The following is a 26,192-nucleotide window of genomic DNA, read 5'->3' as shown; positions in this document are numbered from 1 at the left end:
GTGGTCGGTGCGCCGGGTCTTCCCGGCGATGACGCAACCGTAGGAGCGATCTAGGTCGGCATCCGTCCCATATCCCGGTGCACCATAGGGGCATGCATGACACGTCCGCGCGGCTGTTCGCGCTCCTGTCCCTGCTCCAGACCCCGCGTGACTGGCCCGGCAGCGAGCTGGCCGAGCGCCTGGAGGTCACCCCCCGGACGATCCGCCGCGACATCGACCGGCTGCGCGAGCTGGGCTATCCGGTCGAGGCGACGAAGGGGGCGGCCGGCGGCTACCGGCTCGTCGCGGGCGCGGCCATGCCCCCGCTGCTGCTGGACGACGACGAGGCCGTGGCGATCGCCGTGGGCCTGCGCACCGCGGCCCAGTCCCCGGTCGAGGGCGCCGACGAGGCGTCCGTGCGGGCGCTGGCCAAGTTGGAGCAGGTGCTGCCCGCCCGGCTGCGCCGCCGCGTCGGCGTGCTCGCCGCGGCCACGGCGACGATGCCGCTCGGCTTCGCACCGGGGGTGGACCCGCACCACCTGACGGCGATCGCGGGCGCCGTCGTCAACCGCGAGCGCCTGCGGTTCGCCTACCGGCGGGCCGATGCGACGCCGTCCCGCCGCCTGGTCGAGCCCTACCGGCTGGTGGCGGCCGCGCACCGCTGGTACCTGCTGGCCCACGACGACGACCGCGGCGACTGGCGCCTGTTCCGCGCCGACCGGATCGCCGACCCGCACCCGACCGGCGCGCGGTTCGTGCAGCGCGAGATCCCCGGAGGCGACCCCGCCGCCTTCGTCACGGGCATGCTGAACTCGATGGCGCCCACCTACGAGGTCGTGGCGACCGTGCGGCTGCCCGCCGACCAGGTGGCGCACCGGCTGGGCGCCGCGGAGGGCGAGGTCGAGCCCATCGACGCGCACAGCTGCCGGCTGCGCGGCCGCGCCGACACGGTCGAGTGGCTGGCGGGGCGGCTGCTCCGGCTCGGCTGCGACTTCACGGTGCACGAGCCGCCCGAGCTCCGCGCCTACCTGCACGACCTAGGCACCCGCGCGCTCGGCGCGGCCACGGGGGCCGGATCCTCCGGCGCCGGCTAGGCGATCGGCGGGTCACCAGTGCTGGCCGGACCACCGGCCGGGTCACCGGCGTTCGGCGCCGAGCTGGTGGTGGACGATCAGGTCGACGCAGACGTCGCCGAGCTCGGTCACGGACATGCCGCCGTCGCCGTCGTACCAGGTGAAGGTGGAGTCGAGGGTGTCGAGCACGGCGCCGGACGCCGCAGCGGGGTCGGCCACCCGGAAGTCGCCCTCGGCGGCGCCGTCGCCGATGAGGTCGCGGATGAACGCGCGGTAGTCGCGGCGCAGGGTGGACAGCTCGCGGTGGCGGGCGGGGTTGATCGCGCGCAGCGTGGGTTGCAGGGTGCGCCGCAGCTCCTCGGCGGTGCGGTGCTCCCAGCAGTGGGCGACGTGGCGCCGGATGAGCCGGCCCAGCCGGGCGGCTGCGGGATCGGCGCCGCCGGGGTCGGCGGTCTGGGCGGCCACCAGGATCCGGGTCGCATGCAGCGCCACCGCGTAGACGAGGTCGAGGCGGGTGGGGTAGGCGCGGCGGAAGGCGATGATGTCGCCGCCGGTGCGGCCGGTGATCTCCCGTGCGAGCACGGCCATGGGCGGCCCGTGCATCCCGTGCCGGGCGAAGATCTCCGCCGCTGCGGCGAGCGTGCGGTCGGGCGAGCGCGCATCGTGTGGGGAGAGGTCGGCCGTCATGATCATCTCAGAGGGGGTCCTCCGGCCGCGGTGGTGGCGCGACCGGGCGCCGGCTATCGGCGGATCGGCTGCGAATCGGTTCCGAGGATAGCGCCGCTCCGCGGACGATTCGGGGAAAATCGCGGATCTTGTTCGCCGTATATGAAAAGGCAACGATTTCCGGGGCGCATGTGAACCGTGTGACCCACAGTCTGAAATGAATTCAGCTCTATTTCACCCGCCGTGCCTGCTTCTACGCAGGTCGTAGCCCCGTTCCGGGGCGTCGATGGCCTGGGGGGAAAACCGCGGCGCGGGGGACACACGGGGCTCACCGGCCAGGCTCGCGAGGTCGCGGATGTTGTCCGTGAGGATCGCATCGACCCCCATACCGACAAGGCGCACCATTTCCGGAAAATCATTCACCGTCCATGCCGCGACCTTGTAGCCGTGGCGCTGGACCTCGGTGAGCAGTTCGCGGGTGATCGAGCGGTAGTCGGTGCTGTAGTAGCGGGGCATCAGCGCCTTCCACAGCTCGCCGGGCGGCAGGGTGGGCTGGTCCCACGTCAGCGCGATGGCCGCGGACGGACGCCGCGCGTGCAGGGCCCGCAGCGCGTCGATCGAGCCGGTGAACATGACGCGGTCGGCCATGTTGTGCTCACCGGCCTGGGTGTCGGCGGCCAGGGCGGTCTCGGCGGAGGTGACGTTGAACATGAGCGAGGACCGGCGGCCGGCGGATTCGGCCAGGACCTCCATGAGGGTGGGGATGCGGTGCTCGACCTCGGCGCCCAGCACCGCGAGGTCGGCGAGGCGGAGGTCGGCGACCGCCCGGGGCGAGCCCCATAGCCTCTCCAGGGTGTCGTCGCGCAGCAGGACGACGTGGCCGTCGGCGGTCGTCTTCAGGTCCACCGCCACCATGTCGGCCCCCGCCGAATAGGCGGAGCGGATGGCGGGGAGCGTGTTCTCCCGGTACCGGGTGGTCTCGCCGCGCAGGGCGATCGCCAGCGTCATGAGGCTGTCTCCGTTACACCGCGGATTCGACGATCCTGCCGTGGCTGCTAGGAGACAAGAGTGCCAAAGAGCGCTCCCGCCCGTAGGGGACTACGGCAAAATACGGCGGAATCGGCCCGCCCTACGCGGCCCGCCCGCACACGGGTGCGAGCGGCGTCACCCGGGCGCACACCACGGTACATGTCGGCGACCTGGGAAACTTCTAAGGTAGGCCGTGCGTCTGTAACAGTGGTGAACACGCACATCGCATCGACTCCCGAAGGCGGATGATGATCCCCGACCAGCGTCGCGAGCACATCCTCAAGCTCTTGCAGGAACGGCACGTGCTGAGTATCAACGAGCTCACGTCGATGCTGTCCGTCTCGCACATGACGGTGCGGCGGGACATCCAGGCGCTGGAGAACGATGGCAAGGTCCTGTCCGTCACCGGCGGCGTGCGGCTCGCGGCGCGGCTGAAGAGCGAGCCGTCCTACCTGGCCAAGGCCCAGCTCGAGGTGCCGGCCAAGCGGGCGATCACGCGCGCCGCGGCGGAGCTGGTGCGCGAGAACTTCACCATCTTCCTCGACGCCGGCACGACCTCGCTGCAAATGGTGCCCATGCTCACCGACAAGGTCGGGCTCACGGTCGTGACCAACGACTTCAACGTGGTCGGGCACCTCATGGAGTACCCCAACATCGAGCTGATCCACACCGGCGGCGTCGTCTCCCACGCCGACCACTCCTCGGTCGGCCAGTTCACCGCCGACTTCCTGAGCCGGGTCAACGTCGACCTGGCGTTCATCGCCAGCAGCTCGTGGGACGTCGAGCGGGGCTCGACCACGCCGTCGGAGGCCAAGGTCGTGGCGAAGCAGCAGCTGCTGCGGATCGCCTCGAAGAGCGTGCTGACGGTCGACAGCACCAAGTACGGCAAGTTCGGGACGTTCCGCGTGGCGCGGCTGGAGGAGTTCGACCTGATCATCAGCGACGACCGGCTGCCGCAGTCGGCGATCGACGAGATCCGCGAGGCCGACGTGCGACTCCAGCTGGTGGCGCCCGAGTAGCCCGAGTGAACGGAAGCGGGCCGTCCCGAAGGGACGGCCCGCCGGACGCGGTACGGGACTCTCCGGTCGCTCAGTCCTCGCCGGTGTCGGGGTCGGCGGGGCAGAACAGTTCGAGCTGGATGCCGTCGGGGTCGGCGAACGTCAGCGTCGATCCCTGCTGCGTGTGCACGACCGGCGAGTGGTCGATGTCTAGATCGGTGAGCCGCTCTTCCCAGATCTCCAGCTCGCCCACGCTGGCCACCCGCAGCGACAGGTGGTCCATGCCGATGTGGCGCGGGTCGAAGGTGGCCTTGAAGTGGTCGCGGTGCTGGGTGAAGCCCAGGACCAGGCCGGAGGGGTGGCGGCACTCGGTGTGCAGCCACTGCTTGCCGTCGCGGGTCAGGACCTCCTTGAAGCCCAGGACCACACGGTAGAACTCGATGCTGGCGTCGCGGTCGCGCACCGACAGGTTGACGTGCGCGAGACCGGTCACACGGGGCACGGATACCTCTCTTCGGCGGGCCTGCGTCCGCGGGCTGCGCGGAGGGAAGATCGTGAGCACACCGGCGAGCCTAATCGCCGGATCGCACCACGAGACGGCCGTTAACGGATGATTAACGCGTTCTGCGCGTGCAACGGCGGAAACCCCAGCCTATGCGCCACACGGTAAATACGGACGCTGACGAAGAGCAATAATCCGCAGGTCGGAAGGGCACCGACTGGCCGGCAGGCCCACGGCCCGTGACCTCAGCGGTACCCGGCCGGTATACCGTCGAGCGGTGCATTCCGCGATGGGTGACGGCGGTCACGTGCGTAACGGCGGCTGTCACTGTGCTGATCGCCGCGGCCACGCCGGCGCTGGAGGACACCGTGACGCTGTCCGACGGATCCTGGCCGGCGTTCGCGATCATCGCCCTGTGGATGGGCGGGTTCACGGGCGGCATGCTCGGCGGCATAGTGCTCGCGGTGCGCTGGCACGCGGAAAGAGGGGTCCGCGGTCCGCGGGAGCGCTTCTTCTCCGCCGACCCCATGCACACGCTCAGCCTCGACTGATGGGCGCGGACGCCTGAGCCTCACCGGCACGATCACGGAAAAATCGAGCAATGCCTTGGCCAGGAGCCTGGCATCCTTGCCGTCATGAGCAACACGACCACACTCGACGTCGTCACGGTCTTCCTCGGCGACGGCGACACCGGCGGCAACGAACTCGGCGTCTTCCTCGACTCCCCGGGCCTACCTCAGGAGACCCGCCAGGCGATCGCCGCCGACCTCGGGTTCTCCGAGACGGTGTTCCTGGAGGACCGCGCCACCGGGCGACTGCACATCCACACCCCGGCGGTGGAACTCCCCCTGGCGGGCCACCCGCTGGTGGGGACGTCGTGGCTGCTGCGCGACCGCGGGAACGCGCTCGACACCCTCAACCCTCCGGCGGGGCCCATCCCCACCTGGGCCGACGGTGAGACCTTCTGGATCCGAGCCGACCCCGACCTCGCCCCGGTGTTCGACACCCGCCGGCTGGCCGACCCGGCGGCGGTCGACGCCCTGACCGGCGGCGAGCCGGGCGTGGACCTGCACGTGTGGGCCTGGGAGGACGAAGCCGCCGGACACGTGCGCGTCCGCGTGTTCCCCGATGAAATGGGCATCGCCGAGGACGAGGCCACCGGAGCCGCGGCCCTGCGCCTCGGTCAGCTGCTGGGCCGGCCGCTGACCATCCACCAGGGCGTCGGCTCCCGCATCGACGTCCGCCCGGGCCCCGGCAACACCATCGAGGTCGGCGGCCGCACCGCCCACGTGGAGACCCGCCCCTATCCCCTGCCGTGACGCAGGCATAGGGGCCGTCGCGGGCCCGACGCATAGGGCGCCCGGGCCGCGGGGCAGGACGGTCCCCGCGGTCCGGGGCGCGTCACCGGGCCGCGCGGCCGGGGGTGCCTGCTGCGGCCACGGCGGCTTCGGCGCCGCCCTCCGGGCCGGCCGTGAGCGCGGCCGGCCGGGCCGGGCGCAGGACCCCGCCGGCCAGCCGCCACACGACATCGGCCGTGCGCAGGCGCTCGGGACGGTGGGTGACCACGATGACGGTCCCGGAGAACCCGGTGATCACGCGGTCCACCACGTCGGCGGCCCCGGAGTCCAGGTGGGCGTCGGCCTCGTCGAGCAGCAGCAGCCGGGGCCCGGTCAGCAGGGCGCGCGCGAGCGCGACCCGCTGCTGCTGGCCCGCCGACAGCCCCCCGCCGTCCTCCCCGACGGGCGTGCGCAGGCCGTGCGGCAGGTCGGCCAGCAGCCGGTCGAGGCCGCCGGCGCGGATGGCGTCGTTCAGCCGCCGCCCGCCGGCCTTGGGGTCGGCGTAGCGGACGTTGTCGGCGATGGTGCCGCGCAGCAGCGGCAGGTGCGGGCCGGCCAGCCCGATCGCCGCGCGCACCGAGGCGGCCCGCACCTGCGCGATATCGGCGCCGTCCAGCAGCACCCGGCCGGCGTCGGGGGTGACGAGCCCGGCGATGACCGAGAGCAGGGTGGACTTGCCCGTTCCGTTGGCCCCCGTGACGGCCACGACCGACCCGGCGGGGGCGTGGGCGGTGATCGGCGCGAACACCCCGTCGACCCGGACGCCCTCAAGGCGCAGGTCACCGCCGCCCTCGGGCAGCTCCGGCGCGGAGCGGCCGGGGCGGGGGCGGCGCGGCCGGGCGAGTTCGGTGTCGATCTGGCGCAGGGCGACCGTGCGCTCCGAGCGGTACTCGCTGACGCGGGTGAGTTCGCGCAGCGGGGTGACCATGATCCCGACGACGGCGATCGCCGCCGTGGCCGATGCCGCACCCGCCCCTGATGCCGCGGCGGTGATCACCACCACGGCGGTCGTGAGCAAGGTGGTGGCCTCGCCGATCCCCCGCGCCGCCCCCACTGCGCGGGCGCGGCGCACCTGGGCCTCGGCGAGCCGGCGCGACCGGCGCGCAACGGTGAGCCGCTCGGACCGCTCGCGCCCGAACGCCTGCACCACGGCCTTCTTTCCCACACGCTCCACGACGTGCGACGCCACCCGCGCCTGGCGGCGGCGCGCCGCACGGTGCGACGCCCTCAGCCAGGGCGACAGCGCCACCGACGCCCCCAGGCCGCACGCGGTGACGGCGGCAGCGGCGACGGCCACCACGGGGGAGATCATCGCGAACGCCGCCAGGCATCCGCACAGCAGGGGCAGGGCGACCGCGAGTTTGGCCAGCCCCAGGCCGGCCCAGCGGCGCAGCGCGCTGAGGTTGCCCATCATCCGCAGCGACGTGCCCCCGGTGGAGCGCCCGCGCCCCTGCCCGCGGGCGGGCGCCGCGGTGACACCACGGAACAGGGCGGTGCGGACGTCGGTCACCCACGACTGGCCGAGCCGCTCGGCCAGCACCCGCTCGGCGTAGAGGAGCACGCCGGACGACGGCACCAGCAGGCCCAGCCACGGCAGCAGCGAGGAGAGGGTGGACGCCGCCGCAGCGCCTCCGGCGGTCCCGGCGGGTCCGGCCAGCGCGCGTACCAGCAGGGCCCAGGCGATCGCCGCGGCGGCCTGCCCCGCGCCCACGGCCACCAGCGCCGCGAACGTCCACCGGCGCCGCCCGGCGAGCAGCCCCGGAACCCGGCGCCGCCCCGGCGCGGGCGGTTCACCGCCGTTCACGGAGCCGCTGCCTTCTTCGGCAGATGCAGCCCGCGCGGGGACGCCCGCTGCTCGGCCCGTGAGCGGGCCATCGTCGTTCCCAGAGCCACCACCCCCTTCCGCAGACGCGGCCCGCCCAGGAACGCCCCGCGCTCCCGGCTCTTCCCCGTGCGGGCCGCCGGTGGCGGGGGTGCTCATGCCGACCGCTCCCCCACCGCGCCCACGAGCGGGCGCGCGATGAGCGAGGCGGCGATGCCCGGGTCGCACAGCTCGGGCGTTCCGTAGACCGGGACGTCCAGGCGTCCGGCGGCCTCGCGGGCGGCCAGCGGTGACGCGGTGATCCGGCCGCTCACGGCGGCCACGGGGAGCCCGGCCGCGCGCAGCCGCTCGCGGCCGTAGACCGCCCCGGCGGCGTCCCCGGCGGCGAACACCCAGGCGTCGACCATGGCCGACAGGTCGTCGCGGTGCAGCAGGGCCGCGGTCTCGGACTGGAGGATGCCGTCGGCCACCTCCAGGACCACGATGTCGGCGCCGCCGACGATGAGCCGGTCGTGCAGGGCGCGCGCGGCGGCGGCGATCCGCTCCAGCGGGGCGCGGTAGGTGGTGGCCAGGCCGGCGTCGGTGAAGTCCAGGACCTCCACGGCTCCGGCGTCGTGGAACATCCACCGGTCGCCCCCGGCGCCGGTCCCGGTGATCTTGGCCGCGCCCACCCGGTGCCCGGCGGCGGTGAGCCCGCGCACGAGCATCGCGCCGGTGGTCGTCTTGCCCGCGTTCATCGACGTCCCGGTGACCGCGATGGTCGGGACGGTGTGCAGTGGGCGGGGCACCTCGGGGCGGACGAGGTCGGCGATGTTCACCGGGGCGCCGGTGCTGTCGGCGACCAGGCCCAGCGGGGCCAGCCGCGTGGGCGGGGCGATGTCGCTGCGGGCGCTGAGCACCTGCGAGGCGATGCCCCCGGCGGCGACCAGATCGCAGGGGCGCAGGTCGGTGGGTGGCTCCGCTTCGAACTGGTCGGGGGCGTAGCGGGCGCCATAGGCGACGACCACCTCGTCGCCGGGGTAGAGGTGCACGCGCCGTCCCGCCGGGGACTCCAGCCGGGTGTGCTTGCCGATCTCCGTGACGGTGGCGACCACCAAGTCGCCGTGGCGCGGCCGGACCTCGGGCCCCGTGATCAGGTGATACGGGCGGACACCGTCCAGGGCGCGGGCGGTGTAGGAGACCTTCAGCGCGGCGCGGCGCGCGGCGGAGAGGTCGACGAGGGCGGAGGCGTGCATGCGGACTCCCGTGTTCGGAACGGGCGGCGGTGGCCCCGCCGCGACATGGGCAAGCCTGGTCGCCGGGGATGAAGAGACGCCGAGCCGGACATGAAGAACCTTTCATCGCTCCTCGCCCGGTCCTCCGGCCCTGGGCGCGACCGGACACCCGGCCCCACGGCGGGGGACCCGGCGGCCCGCGACTGCTCAGGGGCGGCTACCGCCTGCGCCCCTCCTGGGCGCCGCGGTCACGAACGCGGACCGCCCGGAGCCACGGGGCGGCTCCGTACTGCTCCGGGCGGTCGCGGCGCGGGGGGAGGGACCGGCCCCCGCGCGGGCAGGGGGGAGGACGTCAGGCCGACAGCCGGTAGCCCATCCCCCGCACGGTCTCGATGTGGCGGCCGCCGATCTTCTTGCGGAGGGCGCGGATGTAGACGTCGACGACGTTGGAGCCGGGGTCGTAGTCGTAGCCCCACACGTGCGAGAGGATCTGCTGGCGGGAGAGCACCTGGTCCTGGTGGCGCAGGAACATCTCCAGCAGGGAGAACTCGCGTGCGGTGAGGTCGACGGTGCCCGCTGCGGTGGAGGCCCGGCGGGTGCGCAGGTCCAGGGCGAGGGTGCCGGCGCGCAGCACGGTGGTCTCCGACCCGCGGTCGGAGCGCAGCCGCAGCCGGATGCGCGCCAGCAGCTCCTCGAAGCGGAAGGGCTTGGTCATGTAGTCGTCGGCGCCGATCTCCAGCCCGGTCACGGTGTCGCGCACGCCGTCGCGTGCGGTGAGGATGACGACGGGCAGGTCGGCGCCCATCTCGCGCATCCGCCGCAGCACGCTGAACCCGTCCTCGTCCGGGAGGCCGAGGTCGAGCACCATCAGGTCGAACCCGCCGGTGAGCGCGTAGTCGACCGCGTCTCCCCCGGAGGTGACCACGGTGGTGGCGAACCCGTTGGCGGTCAGCCCTTTGCGCACGAACGAGGCGATGCGGTCCTCGTCCTCGACGATCAGGATGCTGGTCACTGGTGCGGGCTCCTCACATCGGTGGGGAAGGTCAGCACGAACTCGGCGCCCGCGCCCGGGGCCGAGTGCACGGCGACGGTGCCGTGGTGGGCGTCGGTGATGGCGCGCACGATGGCCAGCCCCAGGCCGGCTCCGGCCCGGTCGCCCGGCCCGCCGGCGCCCGAGCCCCGCGAGAACCGCTCGAAGATGCGGTCCCGGTCCTCGGGGGCGATGCCGGGCCCCGAGTCGGCGACCCAGAAGGAGACGGTGCGCCCGTCCTCGGCCGTCCGGGAGCCGATCGCGATGGCGTCGCCCGGTGCCGTGTGGCGCACGGCGTTGGAGGCGAGCTGGACCATGGCCTGGGTGACGCGCTGGGGGTCGAGGTGCACGTCGCCCTCGCCGATGGCGTCGAGCCGCCAGGCGCGGTCGCCCAGCGCACGGACCTTGGCGTCGACGTCGCTGGTCAGCTCGGCCAGCGGGACTCGCTGCGGGCGCAGGAAGTCGGGCCGCTGCGCCTTGGCCAGCAGCAGGAGGTCCTCGACGATGCGCGCCATGCGGTCCAGTTCGTCGGTGACCAGGCGGACCACCTCGCGCCGCTCCTCGGGGTCGTCGCCCATGAGCTCCAGGTGGCCGCGCACGATGGTGATGGGGGTGCGCAGCTCGTGGCTGGCGTCGTCGACGAACCTCCGCTGCGCGGAGAAGGCGTCCTCCAGCCGGTCGAGCATCAGGTTGAACTGCTCGGCCAGGGCGGCGACGTCGTCGCTGCCCGGGGCGTCGATGCGGCGGGTGAGGTCCTCCTCGGTGATCTGCGCGGCGGTCTGGCGCACCAGGCGGATGGGGGCCAGGATGCGGCCGGCCACCCACCAGGCGGCGGCGCCGGTCAGAGCGAGGCCGGCGAGGCTGACCAGGACGAGCGTGCGCACGGTGTCGTTGACCCCGGCCATGTCGGCGTCGACGAAGTAGCCGATGACGAACCACCCGGCGGGGTTTCCGGAGCCTTCGGGCGGTTCCACGCGCAGCTTCTCCCAGCGCAGCGGTCCGCGTGGGGTGGCGACCTCGCCGCGGGCGTGGGGGGCTTGCAGGATGGCGTCGCGGACGGCGGGGTCGGCGGAGGCGTCGAACAGGGGCTCCTGGCCCTGGCGGACACGGCCGGTGGGGACGCCGGCCCCGGGTGCGGGGTCGACGTAGCCGAAGATGATCTCGCTGCGGTCGGGGTGCTGGCCGCCCAGGTGGACCCGGAGGAGGCCGTCGACGTCGGTGAAGGCGCGTCCGGTGGTGGGGTCCACGCCGACGGCGGCGAAGTCGCGGAACTCGCCCGTCTCCTGGCTGAGGGCGCGGTCGATGCGGTCGTCGACCTCGTTGCGCAGCGTCTGCCAGGTGACGACGTTGACCAGGGCGAGCAGGCCGGCCATCAGCAGGACGACCCACACCATGATGCGCACGCGCGCGGGCACGCGCACGCGGACCGCGGGTTCGGGGTCGGGCGCCTGGTCAGCGGGGCCGGGGTCCGGCCCGGGATGGTCGCGGGGGTCGTCCCCGGCGGGCCGGGTGAGTGGCCGGGTGTCGCCGTCGGGCCGCGTCAGGGGCACGGTGGTGTCGTCGGGTCCGGGGAGGTGGGGGCGCGGGCCGTCAGTCATCGTCGTCATCGTCCCCGTCGTCGTCATCGTCGTCATCGTCATCGCTGACGGCGGGCGGAGGCGGGACGACGTCGTCGTCTTCGTCGTCGTCATCCGCGGAAGGGGAGGGGCCGGGTGACGGGCCGGAGCCGTCCGACGGCACGGGTGAGGGCGTGCCGCCGTAATCGGGGGATTCGCCCACGACGACCCGGTCCGGTGGGCGCGGCGGCGCGGGCTCACGCCCCGCCGCCCAGGCGAGGACGGCCGCCGCCAGGACGGCGACCACGACGGCGCCGAGCAGGGCGATGCGGGAGAGCGATCTCATACCCCGAGGATCCCCGATGGACCCGCGGCCGATCATGAAGCTCAGATGAGATCTTCTTCATCCGCCCTGGTGGCGCGGGAGCGGAGAGCGCGGCCCGGACTGCGAAATGGGGGGATACGCCGGTATCGTGCGATGACCCCGGCCCCAGCCGGCGGATCCAGCCCCTCACGAGGAAGCGTGACATCTTGGCCGACACCACCGAATACGCGGCGACATTCAACCTGGTCGACACCGACGGCGACGGGCGCATCTCCGCACCCGAGCTCGTGGCGCTGATGCAGGCTCTGGGCGACGAGGTCAGCGACGAGCAGGCCGCCGAGGTCGTCGCCCGGCTGGACAGCAGCGGCGACGGCCTCATCTCCCTGGAGGAGTTCGCCACCTACCTGAGCACCGAGAAGGCGGGCGGCGCCGGCTGACCGGCGCCGGTAGACGGATACGGGTGCCGCCGCCCCGGCGGGGCGGCGGCACCCCGGGAGGACGGGTACGGGCCGGTGGTGCCCCTCAGGACGCGCCGGGGATGGCGAACGTCGCCCAGACCACCTTGCCCTGCCCGTCGAGGATGTCCCAGCCCCACTCGGCGCTGTAGCACTCGATGAGGCGGAGTCCGCGTCCGCCTTCGTGGAGGTCGCCGGGGTCGCCCATCACGGGGGCCCGCCGGCTGGGGTCGCTGACCATGCAGGTGACCGACGAGGCCGCCCGGGTCAGCCCGAACTGGATGGACCAGTCCGCCAGCATCCCCGCGGCGGAGGGCGCCGCGTGCCGGCAGGCGTTGGTCACCAGTTCCGACGCCACGAGCCGGATGTCGGAGGAGAGCCCGAGCAGCCCCCATCCCCCGAGGACCGTGGCGGCGAAGTCGCGGGCGTCCTTGACCGAGGCCGGGTGGAACCCCAGGCCGCGGACCGCGCTGGCCGATCGGATGAAGTGGCCGCCAACTGGTAACGGCGCCATGGACAGCCCGCGCCAGCCGCGCGGCTCGTCACCGAGGCCGCGCCGCGGAGACCTCCGGAGGCCGTTCGCCTGGAGGAACAGGCCGTCGGCTCTGAAGTAGGCAGAGTGCGCAGTCATCGTGTTCCTTGCACTGTTGGGCTACTTGCACCGTTTGGGGTCACTTGCACCCTTTTCTCTCGTTACTTACAGACGTAAGCACGAATGCATGTGCAAAACGCAGTCTAGTGAGTACTGGGGCTCCTGTCCCCCTCGGGCCTCTTTGTTATGAAAACTTAAGCCAACCGGCGCGCGACACACGGCGTCGCAACCCGCCTCACTCCCATATTCGACCACGTCACCGCGGTCCTTTAGGCCGACCGAACCCCGCTCGGGCCGAGCCCGGCGGTCCACCGCGGCGCCCGCCACTCGATCCCCAGGGCCATATCGACCACCTCGTGCACCAACGTCCTACTTGTTCCAAGATCACATACTTGGCGCCTTTCGTGCTGGATCACGTATTTTACAAACGCAAGGACCGATGCAAACACAGATGCACGTGCATCCTGTAGTCTGCGGCCAGTCGCGGATGATCTTGCGTCCCGGCTCGATAGCCCGATAGGAGGACAGATGCAGCACGCCTACAACGGCATCCCCGCGAGCACTCTGCGGGGAGCGGTGTGGCGCAAGAGCACGCTCAGCAACCCCAGCGGGAACTGCGTCGAGGTGGCCAGGCTCGCCGACGGGGCGATCGCGGTGCGCAATTCCCGGCATCCGAACGGCCCCGCCCTGATCTACACCCCCGCTGAGATCACGGCCTTCGTCCAGGGCGCGAAGCGCGGCGAGTTCGACCACCTCGCCGACGCCGAGTAGCCGGACCGCCGACCGCCGCAGGCCCGTGGTGCCGCCCAGCCCACTGCGGGCCGACCGATCCGCCGGGCCCCCGCATCCGCATCCGACCCCCCACACGGATGGCGGATGTCCGAGATAGTCCCGGAGGGCCTGTGAGACACTGCGGCCGGGCCCGGCGCCGATGGCGGGCTCACAGCGGCCGCAGTCGCATTGCGAACAGAGCGGAAGAATCCGGCTCCGGACGGTGCACGACAAAACCGACCGGTTGGTCGGTACCGCACGTCAATGCACATGGATGAGCGCAACCAGCGGTAACACCCCCATGCACACGGAAAATGCCGCGTGCAGCAGCAATTGCAGCAAACCGTGTTGGTCTGATTCACTGGCCACGATTCGCATGCCTGGGGAGGGCACATGGAGATTGCGCGGCCGGACGGCGACACGCCACCCGCGAACTTACTCGCCCAATCACGGGGCGGGCCCACGGTGCTGCGCATTCTGCTCGGCACCCAGCTCCGCCGGTTGCGCACCGGCAGGGGCATTTCCCGCGAAGACGCGGGATACGAGATCCGCGCGTCTCACGCCAAGATCAGCCGGCTGGAACTGGGGCAGGTCAGCTTCAAGGAACGCGACGTCGCCGACCTGCTGACCCTGTACGGGGTGACCGACCCCGACGACCGCCAGACCCTGCTCACGCTGGCCCGCCAGGCCAACACGCCGGGCTGGTGGCACAAGTACAGCGATGTGCTGCCCTCGTGGTTCGAGGTCTACGTCGGCCTGGAGGAGGCCGCCGCGATCATCCGGACCTACGAGATCCAGTTCATCCCGGGGCTCCTCCAGTCCGAGGAGTACGCCCGCGCGGTCATCATGCTCGCGCACGGCAAGGCCCCCGCCGAGGAGGTCGACCGCCGGGTCAACCTGCGGATGACCCGCCAGCAGCGGCTGACCGGCCCGGATGCACCGCGGCTGTGGGCGGTCGTCGACGAGGCCGCGCTGCGCCGCCCGCTGGGCGGCGTGAGCGCCATGCAGGCCCAGATCGAGCACCTGATCGAGATGGCGACGCTGCCCAACGTCACGCTCCAGATCGTCCCGTTCAACAAGGGCGGGCACGCCGCTGCGGGCGGACCGTTCAGCATCCTCCGCTTCACCGGGGCCGACCTGCCCGACGTCGTCTACCTCGAACAGCTCACCAGCTCGCTGTACTTCGACAAGCCCGAGGAGACCGACGACTACATGGCGGTCATGGACCGGCTCTGCCTGGAGGCGGCGCCGGCGTCGGAGACCCCGCGCTACCTGCACCGGATCCTCGACGACCTGAGCTTCCCGGCCCGCTAGGCCACGCGGACGCGGCCGGGCCTCCCCGCTGACCGACCGCCGCCGCACCCGGCCGGTCCGGCCCCGCAGAGGGGCCGGACCGGCCTTCGGCGTGCCCGGAACCGCGCGTCCCCGACCTGCCGGGTGTGGCCCGGGGCGCTGGGCTCACAGAGGCGTGATCGGGCCGGTGATGCGCCAGCGGACGGGGACGTCCTGCGGGTCGCCGCCCAGCTCGGCCGGGCACACCTCGGGAGGCGTGTAGTCGAGGGCACTTTCCAGCAGGACCTCGACCCCGTAGCCGGCGCCCTCCTCCATCCGGACGCCGACCCCCAGGACACGGGGGTCGGCGCCGTACTGCTCGCGCACCCGGCGCTTGGCCTCCTGCGCGTGGCGGTAATCGCTCATGTCTCAGGTTCCACCAGTTGCGCGCCGAATGCGTCGAGCACACGCTGGATCGGGTTGGCGAAGGTCAGGCCGGTTCCGTCGGGGCCGCCCGCGGTGCTGCCGGCGAACAGCAGGCCCACCGCGAGCCGGCCCTCGACCGTCCAGATCAGCGACCCGGAGTCGCCGCCGTCGCTGAACGGGCCGCCGGAGCCGGAGATCTCGACCTGGTCGTCGAAGGTGAGCACGCGCCCGCCGAAGTCGACCTGGAGGCCGTCGACCTCGAACGCGGTGATCCGCCCGGTGGTGTGGGCGGTGGTGCGGCCGATCTTGGCGACGTCGGTCTCGGTGGGCGGCCACGGCGTGATGCCCGCGATGGGGCCGTCGGGGTAGGCGGCGGGGTCGTGCTCGATCCCGTCGTCGAGCCGGGCGATCGCGGCGTCGACCACGTTCGGCTGGTCGTCGGAGAGCTCCGACATGGCGGCGAGGCGCGCGACGGCGTCGCCGGGGTCGGCGCCGCCGTCGGCGGTGCCCGGCTGGAGCGCGGGGTCGCCGACCTGTGCGGCACCGCTGTTGCCCAGGACGTGGTTGTTGGACAGGATGTGCACCACTCCGTCGACCACGGCGAACCCGCCGAGGGTGCCGGCGGTGACATCGGGGTGGCCGACCGAGATGCCGGGGACGAGCGGGCGGTGCCGGCCCTGGAGGTCCTCGGGGGTGGGCGAGGCGAGGGCCCGGACGTGGCCGACCTCCACGATGTCGACCTCCTCGCGGGCCTCGGTGGTGATCCTGCTCAGCACGGCGGCGGCCGGGGCGGCCTCGGCGACGCGGACGGCCAGGGAGTACTCCCCCGACGGGGTGCGGGTGATCCCGAGTCCCAGCCAGGGGACGTCGGCGGCTGCGGTGAGCGGGGTGGGGCTCTCGAAGAGGGTTCGCTTGAGTTCCCGGCAAGACTCCAGGTGCATTCAGGGGTCCTCTCGCAGGGGGCGCTGCACCGGACGGTGTTCTCGCATCGTAGATCGGCCCTCGGCGCCATAGCCCCTGGTCGGCCCCTGCCCTGCCGCGCTCTCGACACGCGCTCGAGCTTGCCCCGAGCGACGCGCGCGGCGGCCGCGGCGGGCCGCCGGACGGTGTCGCCCCCCGATGCGCGTCGCACCTCCCGGCTCCGGCCGTCCGGCCGTGTGTTCGACCTATTGACTTTTAATTCGGACGGAAACCAAACTAATCGGACGCCGTGCTCCCGCCCGGGCGCCGCCGGGGCGGAGCCATGCCCCGAGCCGGGCCGCCGGCCGCCGCACCGCCGAGCAGAATGAGCGAGCCTTCATGAGCGACTACCAGCCGGTCCCCGAGGACAAGTTCAGCTTCGGCCTATGGACGGTGGGCTGGCGCGGCGTCAACACCTTCGGCGCCGCGGTCCGCCCGCCCCTGGACGGCGCCGAAGCCGTCCGCCGCCTCGCTGACCTGGGCGCCTACGGCATCACCTTCCACGACGACGACCTCATCCCGCCCGGCAGCGCCGCCGCCGAGCGCGCCGCCGTGCTGAAGCGCTTCCGCACCGCCTTGGACGACACCGGGCTCACCGTCCCCATGGTCACCACCAACCTCTTCAGCCATCCGGTGTTCCGCGACGGCGGGTTCACCTCCAACAGCCGCGACGTCCGGCGCTACGCCATCCGCAAGGTCCTGCGCAACATCGACCTGGCGGCCGAGCTGGGGGCGCGCACGTTCGTCTGCTGGGGCGGGCAGGACGGGGCGGAGACCGAGGCGGGCAAGGACGAGCGCGCCGCCCTGGACCGGCTGCGCGAGGCGTTCGACCTGCTGTGCGGCTACGTCCGCGACCGGGGCTACGACCTCCGCTTCGCCCTGGAGCCCAAGCCCAACGAGCCCCGCGGCGACGTGCTGCTGCCCACCGTGGGCCACGCGCTGGCGTTCATCAACGAGCTGGAGCACCCCGAGATGGTGGGGGTGAACCCCGAGGTCGGGCACGAGCAGATGGCCGGGCTGAACTTCGCCCACGGGGTCGCGCAGGCACTGTGGCACGGCAAGCTGTTCCACATCGACCTCAACGGCCAGCGCGGCGTCAAGTACGACCAGGACCTGCGGTTCGGCGCGGGCGACGTCAAGGAGGCGTTCTTCCTCGTCGACCTGCTGGAGACCGCGGGCTACGAGGGGCCGCGGCACTTCGACTTCAAGCCGCCGCGGACCGAGGACATGGCCGGCGTGTGGGAGTCGGCGGCCGGCTGCATGCGCAACTACCTGATCCTCAAGGAGAAGGCGGCCGCGTTCCGCGCCGACCCCGAGGTCGCCGCCGCCCTGGCGGCGTCGCGCGTCCCGGAGCTGGCCCGGCCCACTCTGGCCCCCGGGGAGTCGGTGTCGGACCTGCTGGCCGAGGAGATCGACCTCGACGCGGTCGGCGAGCGCGCCTACCACTTCGAGCGCCTCGACCAGCTGGCCACCGACCACCTCTTCGGCGTGCGCTGACCCGGCCGGAGCGCCCATGGCCGCGCCCGCCGCGTGGCGGGCGCGGCGGGCGGGCCGGTCGCGGACGGCCGCTCGCGGGCGGCCGTCAGGCGGCGCGGCCGGGCGGGACCAGGACGCCGAGGTCGATGGACTCCGCCACCGCGCGCAGCCCGGCGTCGCCGGGGTGCAGGTGGTCGCCGGAGTCGTAGGCGGGCAGCAGGCGCGTGGGGTCGTCGGGGTCGCGCAGGACCGCGTCGAAGTCCAGCACCGCGTCGAACACCCCGCCCTCCCCGCCATTGGCCCGGATGAAGGCGTTGACCCCTTGGCGCCGCTCGTCCACCGCCGGGGTGCAGTCGCGCCAGCCCGTGCACGGCGCGACGGTGGCGGCGATGACGCGCAGCCCCTGCGCCCGCGAGCGCGCGGCGATGTCGGCGAGGGCCGCGTTGATCTCGTCGGCGCCGGTGCCGTGCCGGACATCGTTGATCCCCTCGAAGACGACCACGGTGTGCGCGCCCGGCTGGGCGAGCACGTCGCGGTCGAGCCGGGCCTGGGCGCTGACGCCGCCGGTGGCGGTGCTGACGCCGTCGCCCGAGTAGTGGTGGGTGACGATGCGGTTGGCGGAGATCCCCTGGTTGAGGATGCCGTAGTGCGGTACCTCGTCCTGGTCGCGCAGGCGCCCGGCGAGCACGTCGGGCCAGCGCATGTTGGCGTCGAGGGTGGAGCCGACACCGTCGGTGATGGAGTCGCCGAGGGCGACCACCGACCCGGTCGTCCCCTGGACGTCCACCCCCGTGAGGAAGGGCCAGGTGGCGATGGTGCCGGTGAAGGCATCCGCTCCGGGGTCGCCGGTGGCGTCGCCCGCGCCCGCGTCGGTGATGTAGTTGGTGCCGGTGGCGGCCGTGTGCACGGGCGCGGCCTCGACGGGGCCGGGCAGATGCAGGCTGATCAGCAGGTCGGCGCCCTCGGGGACGCGCAGGCCGGCGCCGTCGCTGACGAGCTGGCCGCCGGCGGGGATGCGCGCGGACTCCCCGCCGCCGAAGGTGAGCGGAACGGGGCGGCCCCGGGTGGCGGCGCCCTCGGCCCGCAGCGCGATGGTCGCCCGTCCGATGTCGACGGGGGTGGACGCGAAGGTGTTGTCCAGACGCACCCGGACGGCCGGACCGCCGGCGCTGCCGTGCACGGCCAGGCGCACGGTCTGGTCCTGCCACGTGCCGACCTGCGCGTAGCCGGCCGTGCCCGCCGACCAGCTGCCGGTCCAGTCGCGCGCGGGCTCGCGCAGCGCCAGCGCGAAGATGTGGATCCGCGCCTGGCCCGACGCGCGCGGCAGGGTCACGTACTCGACCTCGCGGCCGGGGTCGACCGGGACGGTGACGGTGTAGAGCCGGACCGGTGACGCCGACTCGCCCTCCGCGGTGCTGCTGACGGGCAGCTGCACGGCCTTGGCGGGGTGGGGCCCGGTGGACCAGTCGGGAACGCTCAGGGCGAGCGGGGCGGTGCCGCCGCCGGCGTAGTGGACGGTCCCCGACCCGGTGGCGTCCCCGCCGGTGGCGGTGGCGATCAGGGTCAGCGCGTCTCCGGTGCCCTCCACGAGCACCCGCTGGCCGTCGGCGACGACGTTGTCGGGCGCGCCGGGGGCAGAGTCGGGCCAGGTCAGCCGGGTCTGGTTCAGGGTGATGGGCTGCCCGGGCCCCCAGCCGGCCGCCGCGAGGGACGCGGCGGTCAGGCCGCGGCCCGTGCCGTCGAGGTCGGCGGCGGCGGGGTCGTCGCCGGGGGCGATCCCGATGTTGTCCATGAGGTCGGCCAGCGGAAGCGCGCGCCCGTCGTCGGGGGCGTAGCCGTCTGCGGAGGCGGCCGCGTAGCCCTCGGCGGCGGCCCCGGGACGCGCGGCGCCGGGCCCTGCGGGATCGGTGACGGGTTCGGCGGCGGCGCCGGGTGCGAGGGCCGCGGCCGCGAGCAGCATCCCCAGCGTGAGTGCGACGATCCGCGAAGCCGGGAGCGGTGCGCCCCTGCTGCGCCTCTTACCTGTTCCGGTGGTGGACCCGGCGGCTCCGGCGGTTCTGCACGCGACCATGCGCACCCTGCCTCTCCATGGGAAAGAACCATAGGCACACCCGACATCACCGGAGCAAGGAGAACCCCGCGCGACCCATGAACAACCTCCCGTGGAACGTCCGACGACCACCGCATCCCTTGCGCAGCAGGCGTTCCAAAGGGGGTCAAACCCCTCTAAGCGACACCACAAGGGAGGGTCACCCGGGGGCCGTCGGCCCGTTGCGGGAACGCGGGGACGCCGGCCCGGAAGGGGGCGTTCGGGTCGCCTTCGCCCACGTTGTGGTGGATGATGGCCCCGTTTCCCGAAGAATGGCGGCGTGCACGGAGCGTGCACCGCCGGGGAATTCGTTGCGTTATGTCCTGTTCAGCGGCGGTGCCGGGAACCCGCGCCCGCCCAACAGAGCACCGCGGGTTCCCCAAGCCCGGCCCCCGGGTATGCGGTGCGGACCCCGGAAGGAGGGCGGCGATGGCCGCCGCACCGCCCCCCGCAGGATCGGCCGGCACGAGCTGCCACGTGCTGGAGATGACCTACTCCGGCCAGGTGGACTGGGACATCTTCTTCGTCTACAGCCGCCGCAAGCACATCCGGTTCCTGCTGCGCGGCACGCCGGCGAGGACTTCGCGGGCAGCCGGATCACGGCGCTCTACCCGAAGCACCCGCTCCGCTACGGCATGTGGCTGTGGACGGGCGACGGCCTGTCGGACCAGCCCGCCACCGTCTACGCCGACCCCGACCCGCCGGCCTGACCCGTTCCGGAAGCATCGCCCAGGGCCGCGGATTCCTCGGCCTCGACCCTGCTGTTCCACTCGGCCTTGGACGACTGCCAGCCGTCCTCGTCGGCCCCGGTGCGCCAGTAGCCGGAGATGGAGAGGTTCTCCTTGGGCACCCCGCGCTCGACGCGCAGGAAGCGGCGCAGGTCCTTCACGAAGTGCGCCTCGCCGTGCACGAACGCGTGGACGGCGCCCTCAGGGGTGTCCAGGCCGCGCACGCGCTCGACCAGGGCCTCCCCCACGCGGCGGTCGCCGCGGTGGACCCAGTGCACCGTGACATCGCCGTGCGCGGCGAGCTTCTGCTCCTCGGCGGGGTCGGCGACCTCGACGACCACGTGGGCGGGCACGCCCTCGGGCAGCCGCTCGACCGATGCGGCGATGGCGGGCAGGGCGCTTTCGTCGCCGGCCAGCAGGTGCCAGTCTGCGTCGGCGGCCGGGGCGTAGGCGCCGCCGGGCCCCAGGAACAGGATCTCGTCGCCGGGGCGGGCGCCGGCCGCCCACGGCCCGGCCAGGCCGCGGTCGCCGTGGTGGACGAAGTCGATGGTCAGCTCGCGGCTCGCGGGGTCCCACGCGCGGACGGTGTAGGTGCGCGTGCGCGGCCACTGGTCGCGCGGGAGGTCGCGCCGGATGGCCTCCATGTCGAAGGGCTCGGGGTAGACGGCACCGGGCGCCGGGAAGAGCAGCTTGACGTAGTGGTCGGTGTAGTCGCCCGCGTGGAACTCCGCCAGGCCCTCGCCGCCGAGGACGACCCGGATCATGTGGGGTGTCACGGGGGCGGCGTGCAGCACCCGCCCGCGGTGGACCCGTCGTTTCGCGCGTGCCGGCTGGTCGGCCATGCGTTCCGCCCTCTTCGCTCGTGGTGTCCGGCCTCCCGGATCCGTTAGGCAAGCCTAACCGATCCGCGGACCCCGTGCCGAGCCCGATCCCCAGGGCTCAGGCGACGTGAGCGGGCTCCGGTGACCCCTCCGCCGTCGGCTCCTCGCGGAACGCAGCGGCGAGGCCGTGCACGCAGTCGCTCGGCTTACCCGGGGAGACCACGAGGGCCACCGGAACCGACAGCGCCGGGGTGAACGGCAGCACCGCGGTCCTTTGTGACCCGGCCGGCGGGCGGGTGTCGGCGTGGACGACGGTCCAGGCGGGCGGCCCCGCGCCCAGCTCGACCACGGCGTCCTCGACCGCACCCGTCGGGCGCCCCAGCCGCGGTTCGAACCCGGCGTCGCGGCACGCGCGCACGACGAAGTCGTGCAGCAGGGGGTCGCGGTCGCGTCCGGGCAGCCGCAACGGCAGATCGGCCAGGCACTCCAGCTCCACCGCGTCCCCAGCGGCGGCGGGATGGGCGGCGGTGACCGCCGCCAGCAGCGGTTCCCGCCACAGCTCCAGCACGCGCACCCCTTCCATGGGCACGGCCGCGCGGACGAGCGCCACGTCCAGTTCGCCGTCCTGCACGGCGCCGAGCTGCCGTGCGACGGGCCGGCTGTCCAGCTCCAGCCGCAGGTCGGGGGTGGAGCGCTGCAACCGCCCGACCGCCTCGGCCAGTGATCCGCTCAGCCCCGCGCCGGTCCCCATGCGGATGGCGCGGCCGGCGCCCGGGCGCAGCCCGATGGCCACGGTCGCCATCCGGTCGGCGGCCTCCAGGACCGAGCGGGCCTCCGGAAGGAGGCTCCGCCCTTCGGCCGTCAGCCGCACGCGGCGCGGGGTCCGGTCGAGCAGCCGCACCCCCAGCTCCCGCTCCAGGCGGCGCACCTGCTGGCTGACCGCGGGCTGCACGATGTGCAGCCGCTCCGCCGCCCGGCCGAAGTGCAGCTCCTCCGCGACCGCCACGAAGTACCGCAGCTGCCGAAGTTCCACATCCGCCTCCACCGGCCGCCATCGATCACGATCCCTTATCGCTACACAGGCCAACCGCGTCTTGGCCGCAGGACTTCCCGCCGGTTGGATCGAATCAGGCGGGAGATACGAAGGAGATGCACGTCATGCGGATGGCCCTGTGCCTGCAAAACCACGGAACGGCCCTGGACGAGGCGGTCGAGCGCATCCGCGCCGCCGCCGGGTCCGGGTACAGCACCGTGTGGATGGGCGAGACCGGCGGGTGGGACCCGCTCACCCTCCTCGCCGTGGCCGGGCGAGAGGTCGACGGGGTCGCCCTGGGCACGGCGGTGGTGCGGACCCTGCCCCGCCACCCCCTTGCGCTCGCCGCCCAGGCTCTGACCGCCCAGGCGGCAACGGGCGGTCGGCTGATCCTGGGCATCGGGCCGAGCCACCGTCCGCTCATCGAGGACGCCTACGGCCTGTCCTACGCCGCCCCCGCACGGAACCTCCGTGAGTACCTGACGGCTCTGCGGCCGCTGCTGCGGGGTGAGGAGGCGTCCCAGCACGGGGAGCACTGGACCGTGGCCGGTCGCGTGGACACCCCGGGGACGCCCGCTCCCCCGGTGCTGATCTCGGCGCTGGGTCCCAGGATGCTGCGCCTCGCCGGCGAACTGGCCGACGGCACCCTCACGGTATGGGCGGGACCGGCCACCATCGGAGGGGTCATCGCCCCGGAACTCCACCGGGCCGCTGAGGCGGCCGGCCGTCCGGGGCCCGAGGTGGTGGCGGCCGTCCCGGTATGCGTGACAGCCGACCCCGACGGGGTCCGGGAGTGGACGTCCGCGCGCTTCGGCGGGATCCGGGAGAAGGCGAGCTACCGTGCCCTCCTCGACCAGGAGGGCGCCTCCTCGGCCGGTGACACCGTGGTCGCCGGGGACGAGGAGCAGGTCGCGCGCGAACTCCGCAGGTTCGCGGACGCGGGCGCCACCGAGGTCCAGGCCATCACGGTCGGAACGGCGGAGGACCAGGCGCGCACGGAGGAGCTGCTGCCCAGGCTCGCCCCTTGACGGGCACGTCCGGCCCGGGAACCCGGCCCGTCCCGCCGCGGCCCCGAGGGGGCCGGCCGCCTACTCCAGGCGGCCGACGTGGGCCAGGGCCTGGCGCAGGAGCGCGCCCTGGCCGCCGCCCATCTCCTGCTGCACATCGGGCCCGGCCGCCTCCTCCGGGGTGAACCACACCAGGTCGAGGGCGTCCTGGCGCGGCTGGCAGTCGCCGGAGACGGGGACGATGTAGGCCAGCGACACCGCGTGCTGGCGCGGGTCGTGGAACGGGGTCACCCCGGGGGTGGGGAAGTACTCCGCGACGGTGAACGGCTGGGGGGAGACCGGGATGCGCGGCAGCGCCACCGGCCCCAGGTCCTTCTCCAGGTGGCGCAGGAGCGCGTCGCGCACGCGCTCGTGGTAGAGCACCCGCCCGGCGACCAGCGCCCTGCTGATCGACCCGTCCGGCCCGACGCGCAGGAGCAGGCCGACACTCGTCACGGTGCCAGACTCGTCCACTCGCACCGGGACGGCGTTGATGTAGAGGATCGGCATCCGGCCGCGGGCGGCCTCCAGCTCCCCGTGGGAGAGCCAGCCGGGCGTGGTGTCGGTCGTTTCGGTCATGACTGACGTTCTACCTCATCCGTGCCCTCGCCCGCCCCCTGACCCGCGTGTTCCCCGGCTCACGGGGACGCGGGCGGGGCGGGGTAGGACAGGGAGGCGAACAGGGACCTCAGGACGGTCCGCTTGCGCCGCTCGACCTGCGCGCGCTCGGGCCAGGGCGGGGTGCTGAAGAGCATGTAGAAGTTGCGTTCGACGGCCCACATGAAGACGGTGAGGACCTCCTCCAGTTCCCCGTCGTGGCCGGCGGGGTCGTAGAGCGGGTCGGCGCGCGCGGTGCGCGCGAGCGGCGGCACCCAGGACTCCATGTAGTCCTTCCAGGCCGCCAGGTACTTGGGGTCGGCGCAGATGAGGTCGATCCCGGCCTGGAGCACCCGCGGCCGGTCGGTGTAGGCCGCTATGAGGGCGTCGAGATGGCGCTCGGCGTAGGAGCCGAAATCCTCGCCCTCACGGGGCTCCTGGGCATCGGCGAGCAGCTCCCGGATGTTCATCAGCTCGGCCACGAGTTCGTACTTGTCGGAGAAGTAGTAGTACAGGCTCGCCTGGTGCACCCCGACCTCGCGGGCAATGGCGGTCAGGGTGAGGTCGGACAGCGATCCGCCACTCTCCAGGAACTCGGTGGCGGCGCGGATGATCTTGTCGCGCATGGCCGGTTTGCGCCGTTGCCGTGGCTTCTCGGTCCACAGTCTGGCACCCTCGTTCCCACCCATGTTCCCCTGCACGCCCGTGGTCCCCCCGTTCCGTTCCATCCGGCCCCGCCCGCACGCACCGCGGGCGGAGGGTGGCCGCCGAAGATCTTTCAATGATCATTGATAACCATTCCCCGATACTGGAGAATGCCTCGCACAGCCAGGACACGGAGGCGGCCGCAACGCTCATGTCCGTTGCCGTAGAGGAGCACAGTATGACGCGTCGGGTGGCGCGCCGCCCCTGGGGCGATGCGGCGGCCGGGTTCCGTCGGCGCCCGAAACCCGCGCCGGCCCCGCGCACCCGCCCCGCCCGTGCGCCCCGGACCGGTGAGCAGTGGCCGTGGACGACCTGATCGAACGCCTGCTGCGGGGCCGCGACGACCCCTGGCCGCTCTACGATCGGCTCCGGGAGTCCGGCACCGGGGTGCACTTCTACGCGGGCATCGGCGCCCGCGGCGCCTACCTGTGCTTCCGGCACGCCGACATCACCCGGATCCACCACTCCCCCGAGACCTTCGGCGCCGGGGACTTCCGGTCCGCCTCCGCCGCGGTGCACGACCCGGCCGACCCCGAGGAGCGCCGGTTCGTCGACATCTGGTCGCGCCAGGCCGTCTTCCGCGACGGCGCCGGGCACCAGCGGCTGCGGCGGGCGCTCAAGACGGCCTTCACCGGCGCGGCCGCCGAGCGCATCCCGGGCTGCGTGGAGCACGCGTCCGACGACGTCATCGCGCGCCTGTTCCTGCGCGGCCGCTCCGAGATCGAGTTCATGCGCGAGGTGGCGGCCGAGGTGCCGATAGCGGTCAGCGCGCGGGTGCTCGGAATCGACCCCGCCGACCGCGACCGCTTCCGCTCCTGGTGCCAGGCGCTGCTGCACACCACCGACGCGCGACCCTGCCCGGTGTCGGGCAGCCCCCGCCCGCCGCGGATCGCGCCCGCCAACGAGCTGGTCGACCACCTGCGCGCCGCCCTGCACGCGCGGCGGCGCGCCCCGGGCCCCGACCTGATCTCCGCGCTCGCCCGCAGCCCCGAATTCGCCCCCGCCCACGCCGACGGCGACGCCGAGATCCTGGCGCAGATCGTCCTGATCCTGGCGGCGGGCAACGACGCGACCGCGAACCTGCTGGGCAACGCGGTCAACCTGCTGCTGGACATGCCCGGGCTGCGGACCCGGCTGGCCGAGGAGCCCGGGCGCATCGGCGCCGCGGTCGAGGAGGTCCTGCGCTACGCGCCGCCGGTGCACATGACCTGCCGGGTCGCGCTGCGCGATGTCGAGCTGGGCGGGCACGCGGTGCGCCGGGGCACCCCGGTCATCCAGGCCATCCCGGCGGCCAACCGGGATCCGCGGGTGTTCGCCGAGCCGCACGTCTTCCGGATCGACCGGTTCACCCGCGGCGACGCTCCCGCCCACGTGTCGTTCGCGCCCGGCCGGCACCACTGCATCGGCGACCACCTGGCCCGGATGCAGGCGCAGGTCATGCTCGCCCGGTTCCTGGCCCACTTCCCGCGGATCACGCGGGGGTCGCTGCCCGCTCTGCCCCAGGCCGACGGCGCGCACGCGCGCGGCTGGAAGACCCTTCCGGTGCGGCTGCGCCCCTGAGCCCCGGGGCCCGTCCAGCCGGACGGCCGCCGGGGCCGTGTCGCGCCCGCGGGCCCCCGCCGGACCACCACCGTCGCCGGCCGCGGCGGCGCGGTCATGCACCACCACTTCACCTTCCGCCCCTCCCCCA

General features: G+C 73.5%; 26 protein-coding genes. 10 read left to right on the top strand and 16 right to left on the bottom strand.

All coding sequences use genetic code 11. The features are described 5' to 3' along the window. The first annotated feature begins 92 nt into the window (after positions 1–92). Positions 93–1,073 carry a helix-turn-helix transcriptional regulator gene (locus ACFOVU_RS07165; RefSeq protein ID WP_378531009.1) on the top strand — a complete coding sequence of 327 codons (981 nt, stop codon included), beginning with the start codon at positions 93–95 and terminating at the stop codon, positions 1,071–1,073. 42 nt (positions 1,074–1,115) lie between these two features. On the opposite strand, the gene ACFOVU_RS07160 is transcribed toward ACFOVU_RS07165, so the two are convergent. Both ACFOVU_RS07160 and ACFOVU_RS07155 read right to left on the bottom strand, forming a co-directional pair. Then, positions 1,116–1,745: a TetR/AcrR family transcriptional regulator gene (locus tag ACFOVU_RS07160; RefSeq protein ID WP_378531007.1), complete on the bottom strand. Its 630-nt coding sequence runs from the start codon at positions 1,743–1,745 to the stop codon at positions 1,116–1,118. Between the two features lie 207 nt (positions 1,746–1,952). Then, a complete protein-coding gene (locus ACFOVU_RS07155; RefSeq protein ID WP_378531005.1) occupies positions 1,953–2,726 on the bottom strand; it encodes a glycerophosphodiester phosphodiesterase in 774 nt (257 codons plus the stop codon). A gap of 269 nt (positions 2,727–2,995) precedes the next feature. Between ACFOVU_RS07155 and ACFOVU_RS07150 the strand changes: the two genes are divergently transcribed. Next, a complete protein-coding gene (locus ACFOVU_RS07150) occupies positions 2,996–3,766 on the top strand; it encodes a DeoR/GlpR family DNA-binding transcription regulator (protein WP_378531213.1) in 771 nt (256 codons plus the stop codon). A gap of 70 nt (positions 3,767–3,836) precedes the next feature. On the opposite strand, the gene ACFOVU_RS07145 is transcribed toward ACFOVU_RS07150, so the two are convergent. After that, positions 3,837–4,247 carry a VOC family protein gene (locus tag ACFOVU_RS07145; protein ID WP_378531003.1) on the bottom strand — a complete coding sequence of 137 codons (411 nt, stop codon included), beginning with the start codon at positions 4,245–4,247 and terminating at the stop codon, positions 3,837–3,839. Between the two features lie 329 nt (positions 4,248–4,576). Here ACFOVU_RS07145 and ACFOVU_RS07140 point away from each other — a divergent pair, with 329 nt between their 5' ends. Both ACFOVU_RS07140 and ACFOVU_RS07135 read left to right on the top strand, forming a co-directional pair. Then, positions 4,577–4,798 (top strand): hypothetical protein, encoded by a 222-nt coding sequence (locus ACFOVU_RS07140; protein WP_378531001.1) that lies wholly within the window; start codon positions 4,577–4,579, stop codon positions 4,796–4,798. Positions 4,799–4,882: 84 nt separating this feature from the next. Continuing rightward, a complete protein-coding gene (locus tag ACFOVU_RS07135) occupies positions 4,883–5,566 on the top strand; it encodes a PhzF family phenazine biosynthesis protein (RefSeq protein ID WP_378530999.1) in 684 nt (227 codons plus the stop codon). An 82-nt stretch (positions 5,567–5,648) separates the two neighbouring features. Here the strand turns inward: ACFOVU_RS07135 and ACFOVU_RS07130 are convergent, their stop codons facing one another. From ACFOVU_RS07130 to ACFOVU_RS07110, 5 genes are all read right to left on the bottom strand, one after another. After that, positions 5,649–7,388: an ATP-binding cassette domain-containing protein gene (locus ACFOVU_RS07130; RefSeq protein ID WP_378530998.1), complete on the bottom strand. Its 1,740-nt coding sequence runs from the start codon at positions 7,386–7,388 to the stop codon at positions 5,649–5,651. Between the two features lie 173 nt (positions 7,389–7,561). Next, positions 7,562–8,641: a DUF1611 domain-containing protein gene (locus tag ACFOVU_RS07125; RefSeq protein WP_378530996.1), complete on the bottom strand. Its 1,080-nt coding sequence runs from the start codon at positions 8,639–8,641 to the stop codon at positions 7,562–7,564. Between the two features lie 331 nt (positions 8,642–8,972). Next, positions 8,973–9,632 (bottom strand): response regulator transcription factor, encoded by a 660-nt coding sequence (locus ACFOVU_RS07120; protein WP_378530994.1) that lies wholly within the window; start codon positions 9,630–9,632, stop codon positions 8,973–8,975. After that, entirely contained in the window at positions 9,629–11,248 is a 1,620-nt protein-coding gene (locus ACFOVU_RS07115; protein WP_378530992.1) for a sensor histidine kinase, read from the bottom strand. The genes ACFOVU_RS07120 and ACFOVU_RS07115 overlap by 4 nt, the downstream gene beginning before the upstream one ends. Then, entirely contained in the window at positions 11,241–11,552 is a 312-nt protein-coding gene (locus ACFOVU_RS07110) for a hypothetical protein (protein ID WP_378530990.1), read from the bottom strand. The genes ACFOVU_RS07115 and ACFOVU_RS07110 overlap by 8 nt, the downstream gene beginning before the upstream one ends. A gap of 185 nt (positions 11,553–11,737) precedes the next feature. Between ACFOVU_RS07110 and ACFOVU_RS07105 the strand changes: the two genes are divergently transcribed. Further along, on the top strand, positions 11,738–11,968 hold the full coding sequence (locus ACFOVU_RS07105) for an EF-hand domain-containing protein (protein WP_378530988.1): 231 nt from the start codon (positions 11,738–11,740) through the stop codon (positions 11,966–11,968). 85 nt (positions 11,969–12,053) lie between these two features. Here ACFOVU_RS07105 and ACFOVU_RS07100 read toward each other — a convergent pair whose 3' ends face one another. Then, positions 12,054–12,617 (bottom strand): ATP-binding protein, encoded by a 564-nt coding sequence (locus ACFOVU_RS07100; RefSeq protein WP_378530986.1) that lies wholly within the window; start codon positions 12,615–12,617, stop codon positions 12,054–12,056. 489 nt (positions 12,618–13,106) lie between these two features. Here ACFOVU_RS07100 and ACFOVU_RS07095 point away from each other — a divergent pair, with 489 nt between their 5' ends. Both ACFOVU_RS07095 and ACFOVU_RS07090 read left to right on the top strand, forming a co-directional pair. Next, the gene (locus ACFOVU_RS07095) at positions 13,107–13,349 is read left to right on the top strand and encodes a DUF397 domain-containing protein (protein WP_378530984.1); all 243 of its coding nucleotides are present in this window, start codon (positions 13,107–13,109) and stop codon (positions 13,347–13,349) included. Between the two features lie 393 nt (positions 13,350–13,742). After that, a complete protein-coding gene (locus tag ACFOVU_RS07090; RefSeq protein ID WP_378530982.1) occupies positions 13,743–14,663 on the top strand; it encodes a helix-turn-helix domain-containing protein in 921 nt (306 codons plus the stop codon). 144 nt (positions 14,664–14,807) lie between these two features. Here ACFOVU_RS07090 and ACFOVU_RS07085 read toward each other — a convergent pair whose 3' ends face one another. Both ACFOVU_RS07085 and ACFOVU_RS07080 read right to left on the bottom strand, forming a co-directional pair. Next, positions 14,808–15,047: a hypothetical protein gene (locus tag ACFOVU_RS07085; protein ID WP_378530980.1), complete on the bottom strand. Its 240-nt coding sequence runs from the start codon at positions 15,045–15,047 to the stop codon at positions 14,808–14,810. Continuing rightward, the gene (locus ACFOVU_RS07080) at positions 15,044–15,988 is read right to left on the bottom strand and encodes a hypothetical protein (RefSeq protein ID WP_378530978.1); all 945 of its coding nucleotides are present in this window, start codon (positions 15,986–15,988) and stop codon (positions 15,044–15,046) included. Before ACFOVU_RS07080 ends, ACFOVU_RS07085 begins: the two co-directional genes overlap by 4 nt. A 358-nt stretch (positions 15,989–16,346) precedes the next feature. Here ACFOVU_RS07080 and xylA point away from each other — a divergent pair, with 358 nt between their 5' ends. After that, the gene (gene xylA, locus ACFOVU_RS07075) at positions 16,347–17,504 is read left to right on the top strand and encodes a xylose isomerase (protein WP_378530976.1); all 1,158 of its coding nucleotides are present in this window, start codon (positions 16,347–16,349) and stop codon (positions 17,502–17,504) included. Between the two features lie 85 nt (positions 17,505–17,589). Here the strand turns inward: xylA and ACFOVU_RS07070 are convergent, their stop codons facing one another. From ACFOVU_RS07070 to ACFOVU_RS07060, 3 genes are all read right to left on the bottom strand, one after another. Further along, positions 17,590–19,554 (bottom strand): SGNH/GDSL hydrolase family protein, encoded by a 1,965-nt coding sequence (locus ACFOVU_RS07070; RefSeq protein ID WP_378530974.1) that lies wholly within the window; start codon positions 19,552–19,554, stop codon positions 17,590–17,592. A gap of 700 nt (positions 19,555–20,254) precedes the next feature. Beyond that, positions 20,255–21,142, bottom strand: a complete 888-nt coding sequence (locus tag ACFOVU_RS07065; protein WP_378530972.1) for a siderophore-interacting protein — start codon at positions 21,140–21,142, stop codon at positions 20,255–20,257. Between the two features lie 97 nt (positions 21,143–21,239). Continuing rightward, positions 21,240–22,154, bottom strand: coding sequence for a LysR family transcriptional regulator (locus tag ACFOVU_RS07060; protein ID WP_378530970.1), 915 nt, complete (start codon positions 22,152–22,154; stop codon positions 21,240–21,242). 125 nt (positions 22,155–22,279) lie between these two features. Between ACFOVU_RS07060 and ACFOVU_RS07055 the strand changes: the two genes are divergently transcribed. Beyond that, complete coding sequence (locus ACFOVU_RS07055) at positions 22,280–23,182, top strand: TIGR03564 family F420-dependent LLM class oxidoreductase (protein ID WP_378530968.1); 903 nt, start codon at positions 22,280–22,282, stop codon at positions 23,180–23,182. Between the two features lie 60 nt (positions 23,183–23,242). Here the strand turns inward: ACFOVU_RS07055 and ACFOVU_RS07050 are convergent, their stop codons facing one another. Further along, positions 23,243–23,779 (bottom strand): NUDIX hydrolase family protein, encoded by a 537-nt coding sequence (locus ACFOVU_RS07050; RefSeq protein ID WP_378530967.1) that lies wholly within the window; start codon positions 23,777–23,779, stop codon positions 23,243–23,245. Positions 23,780–23,838: 59 nt separating this feature from the next. After that, positions 23,839–24,423, bottom strand: a complete 585-nt coding sequence (locus ACFOVU_RS07045; protein ID WP_378530965.1) for a TetR/AcrR family transcriptional regulator — start codon at positions 24,421–24,423, stop codon at positions 23,839–23,841. Positions 24,424–24,805: 382 nt separating this feature from the next. Between ACFOVU_RS07045 and ACFOVU_RS07040 the strand changes: the two genes are divergently transcribed. After that, on the top strand, positions 24,806–26,062 hold the full coding sequence (locus ACFOVU_RS07040; protein WP_378530963.1) for a cytochrome P450: 1,257 nt from the start codon (positions 24,806–24,808) through the stop codon (positions 26,060–26,062). The last annotated feature ends 130 nt before the right edge of the window (positions 26,063–26,192 follow it).

Origin of the sequence: Nocardiopsis sediminis (assembly GCF_042650565.1) — a bacterium.
Classification (GTDB): domain Bacteria; phylum Actinomycetota; class Actinomycetes; order Streptosporangiales; family Streptosporangiaceae; genus Nocardiopsis_B; species Nocardiopsis_B sediminis.
The sequence above is the reverse complement of the archived record's forward strand: the minus strand, read 5'-3'. Positions and strand labels throughout refer to the sequence as shown.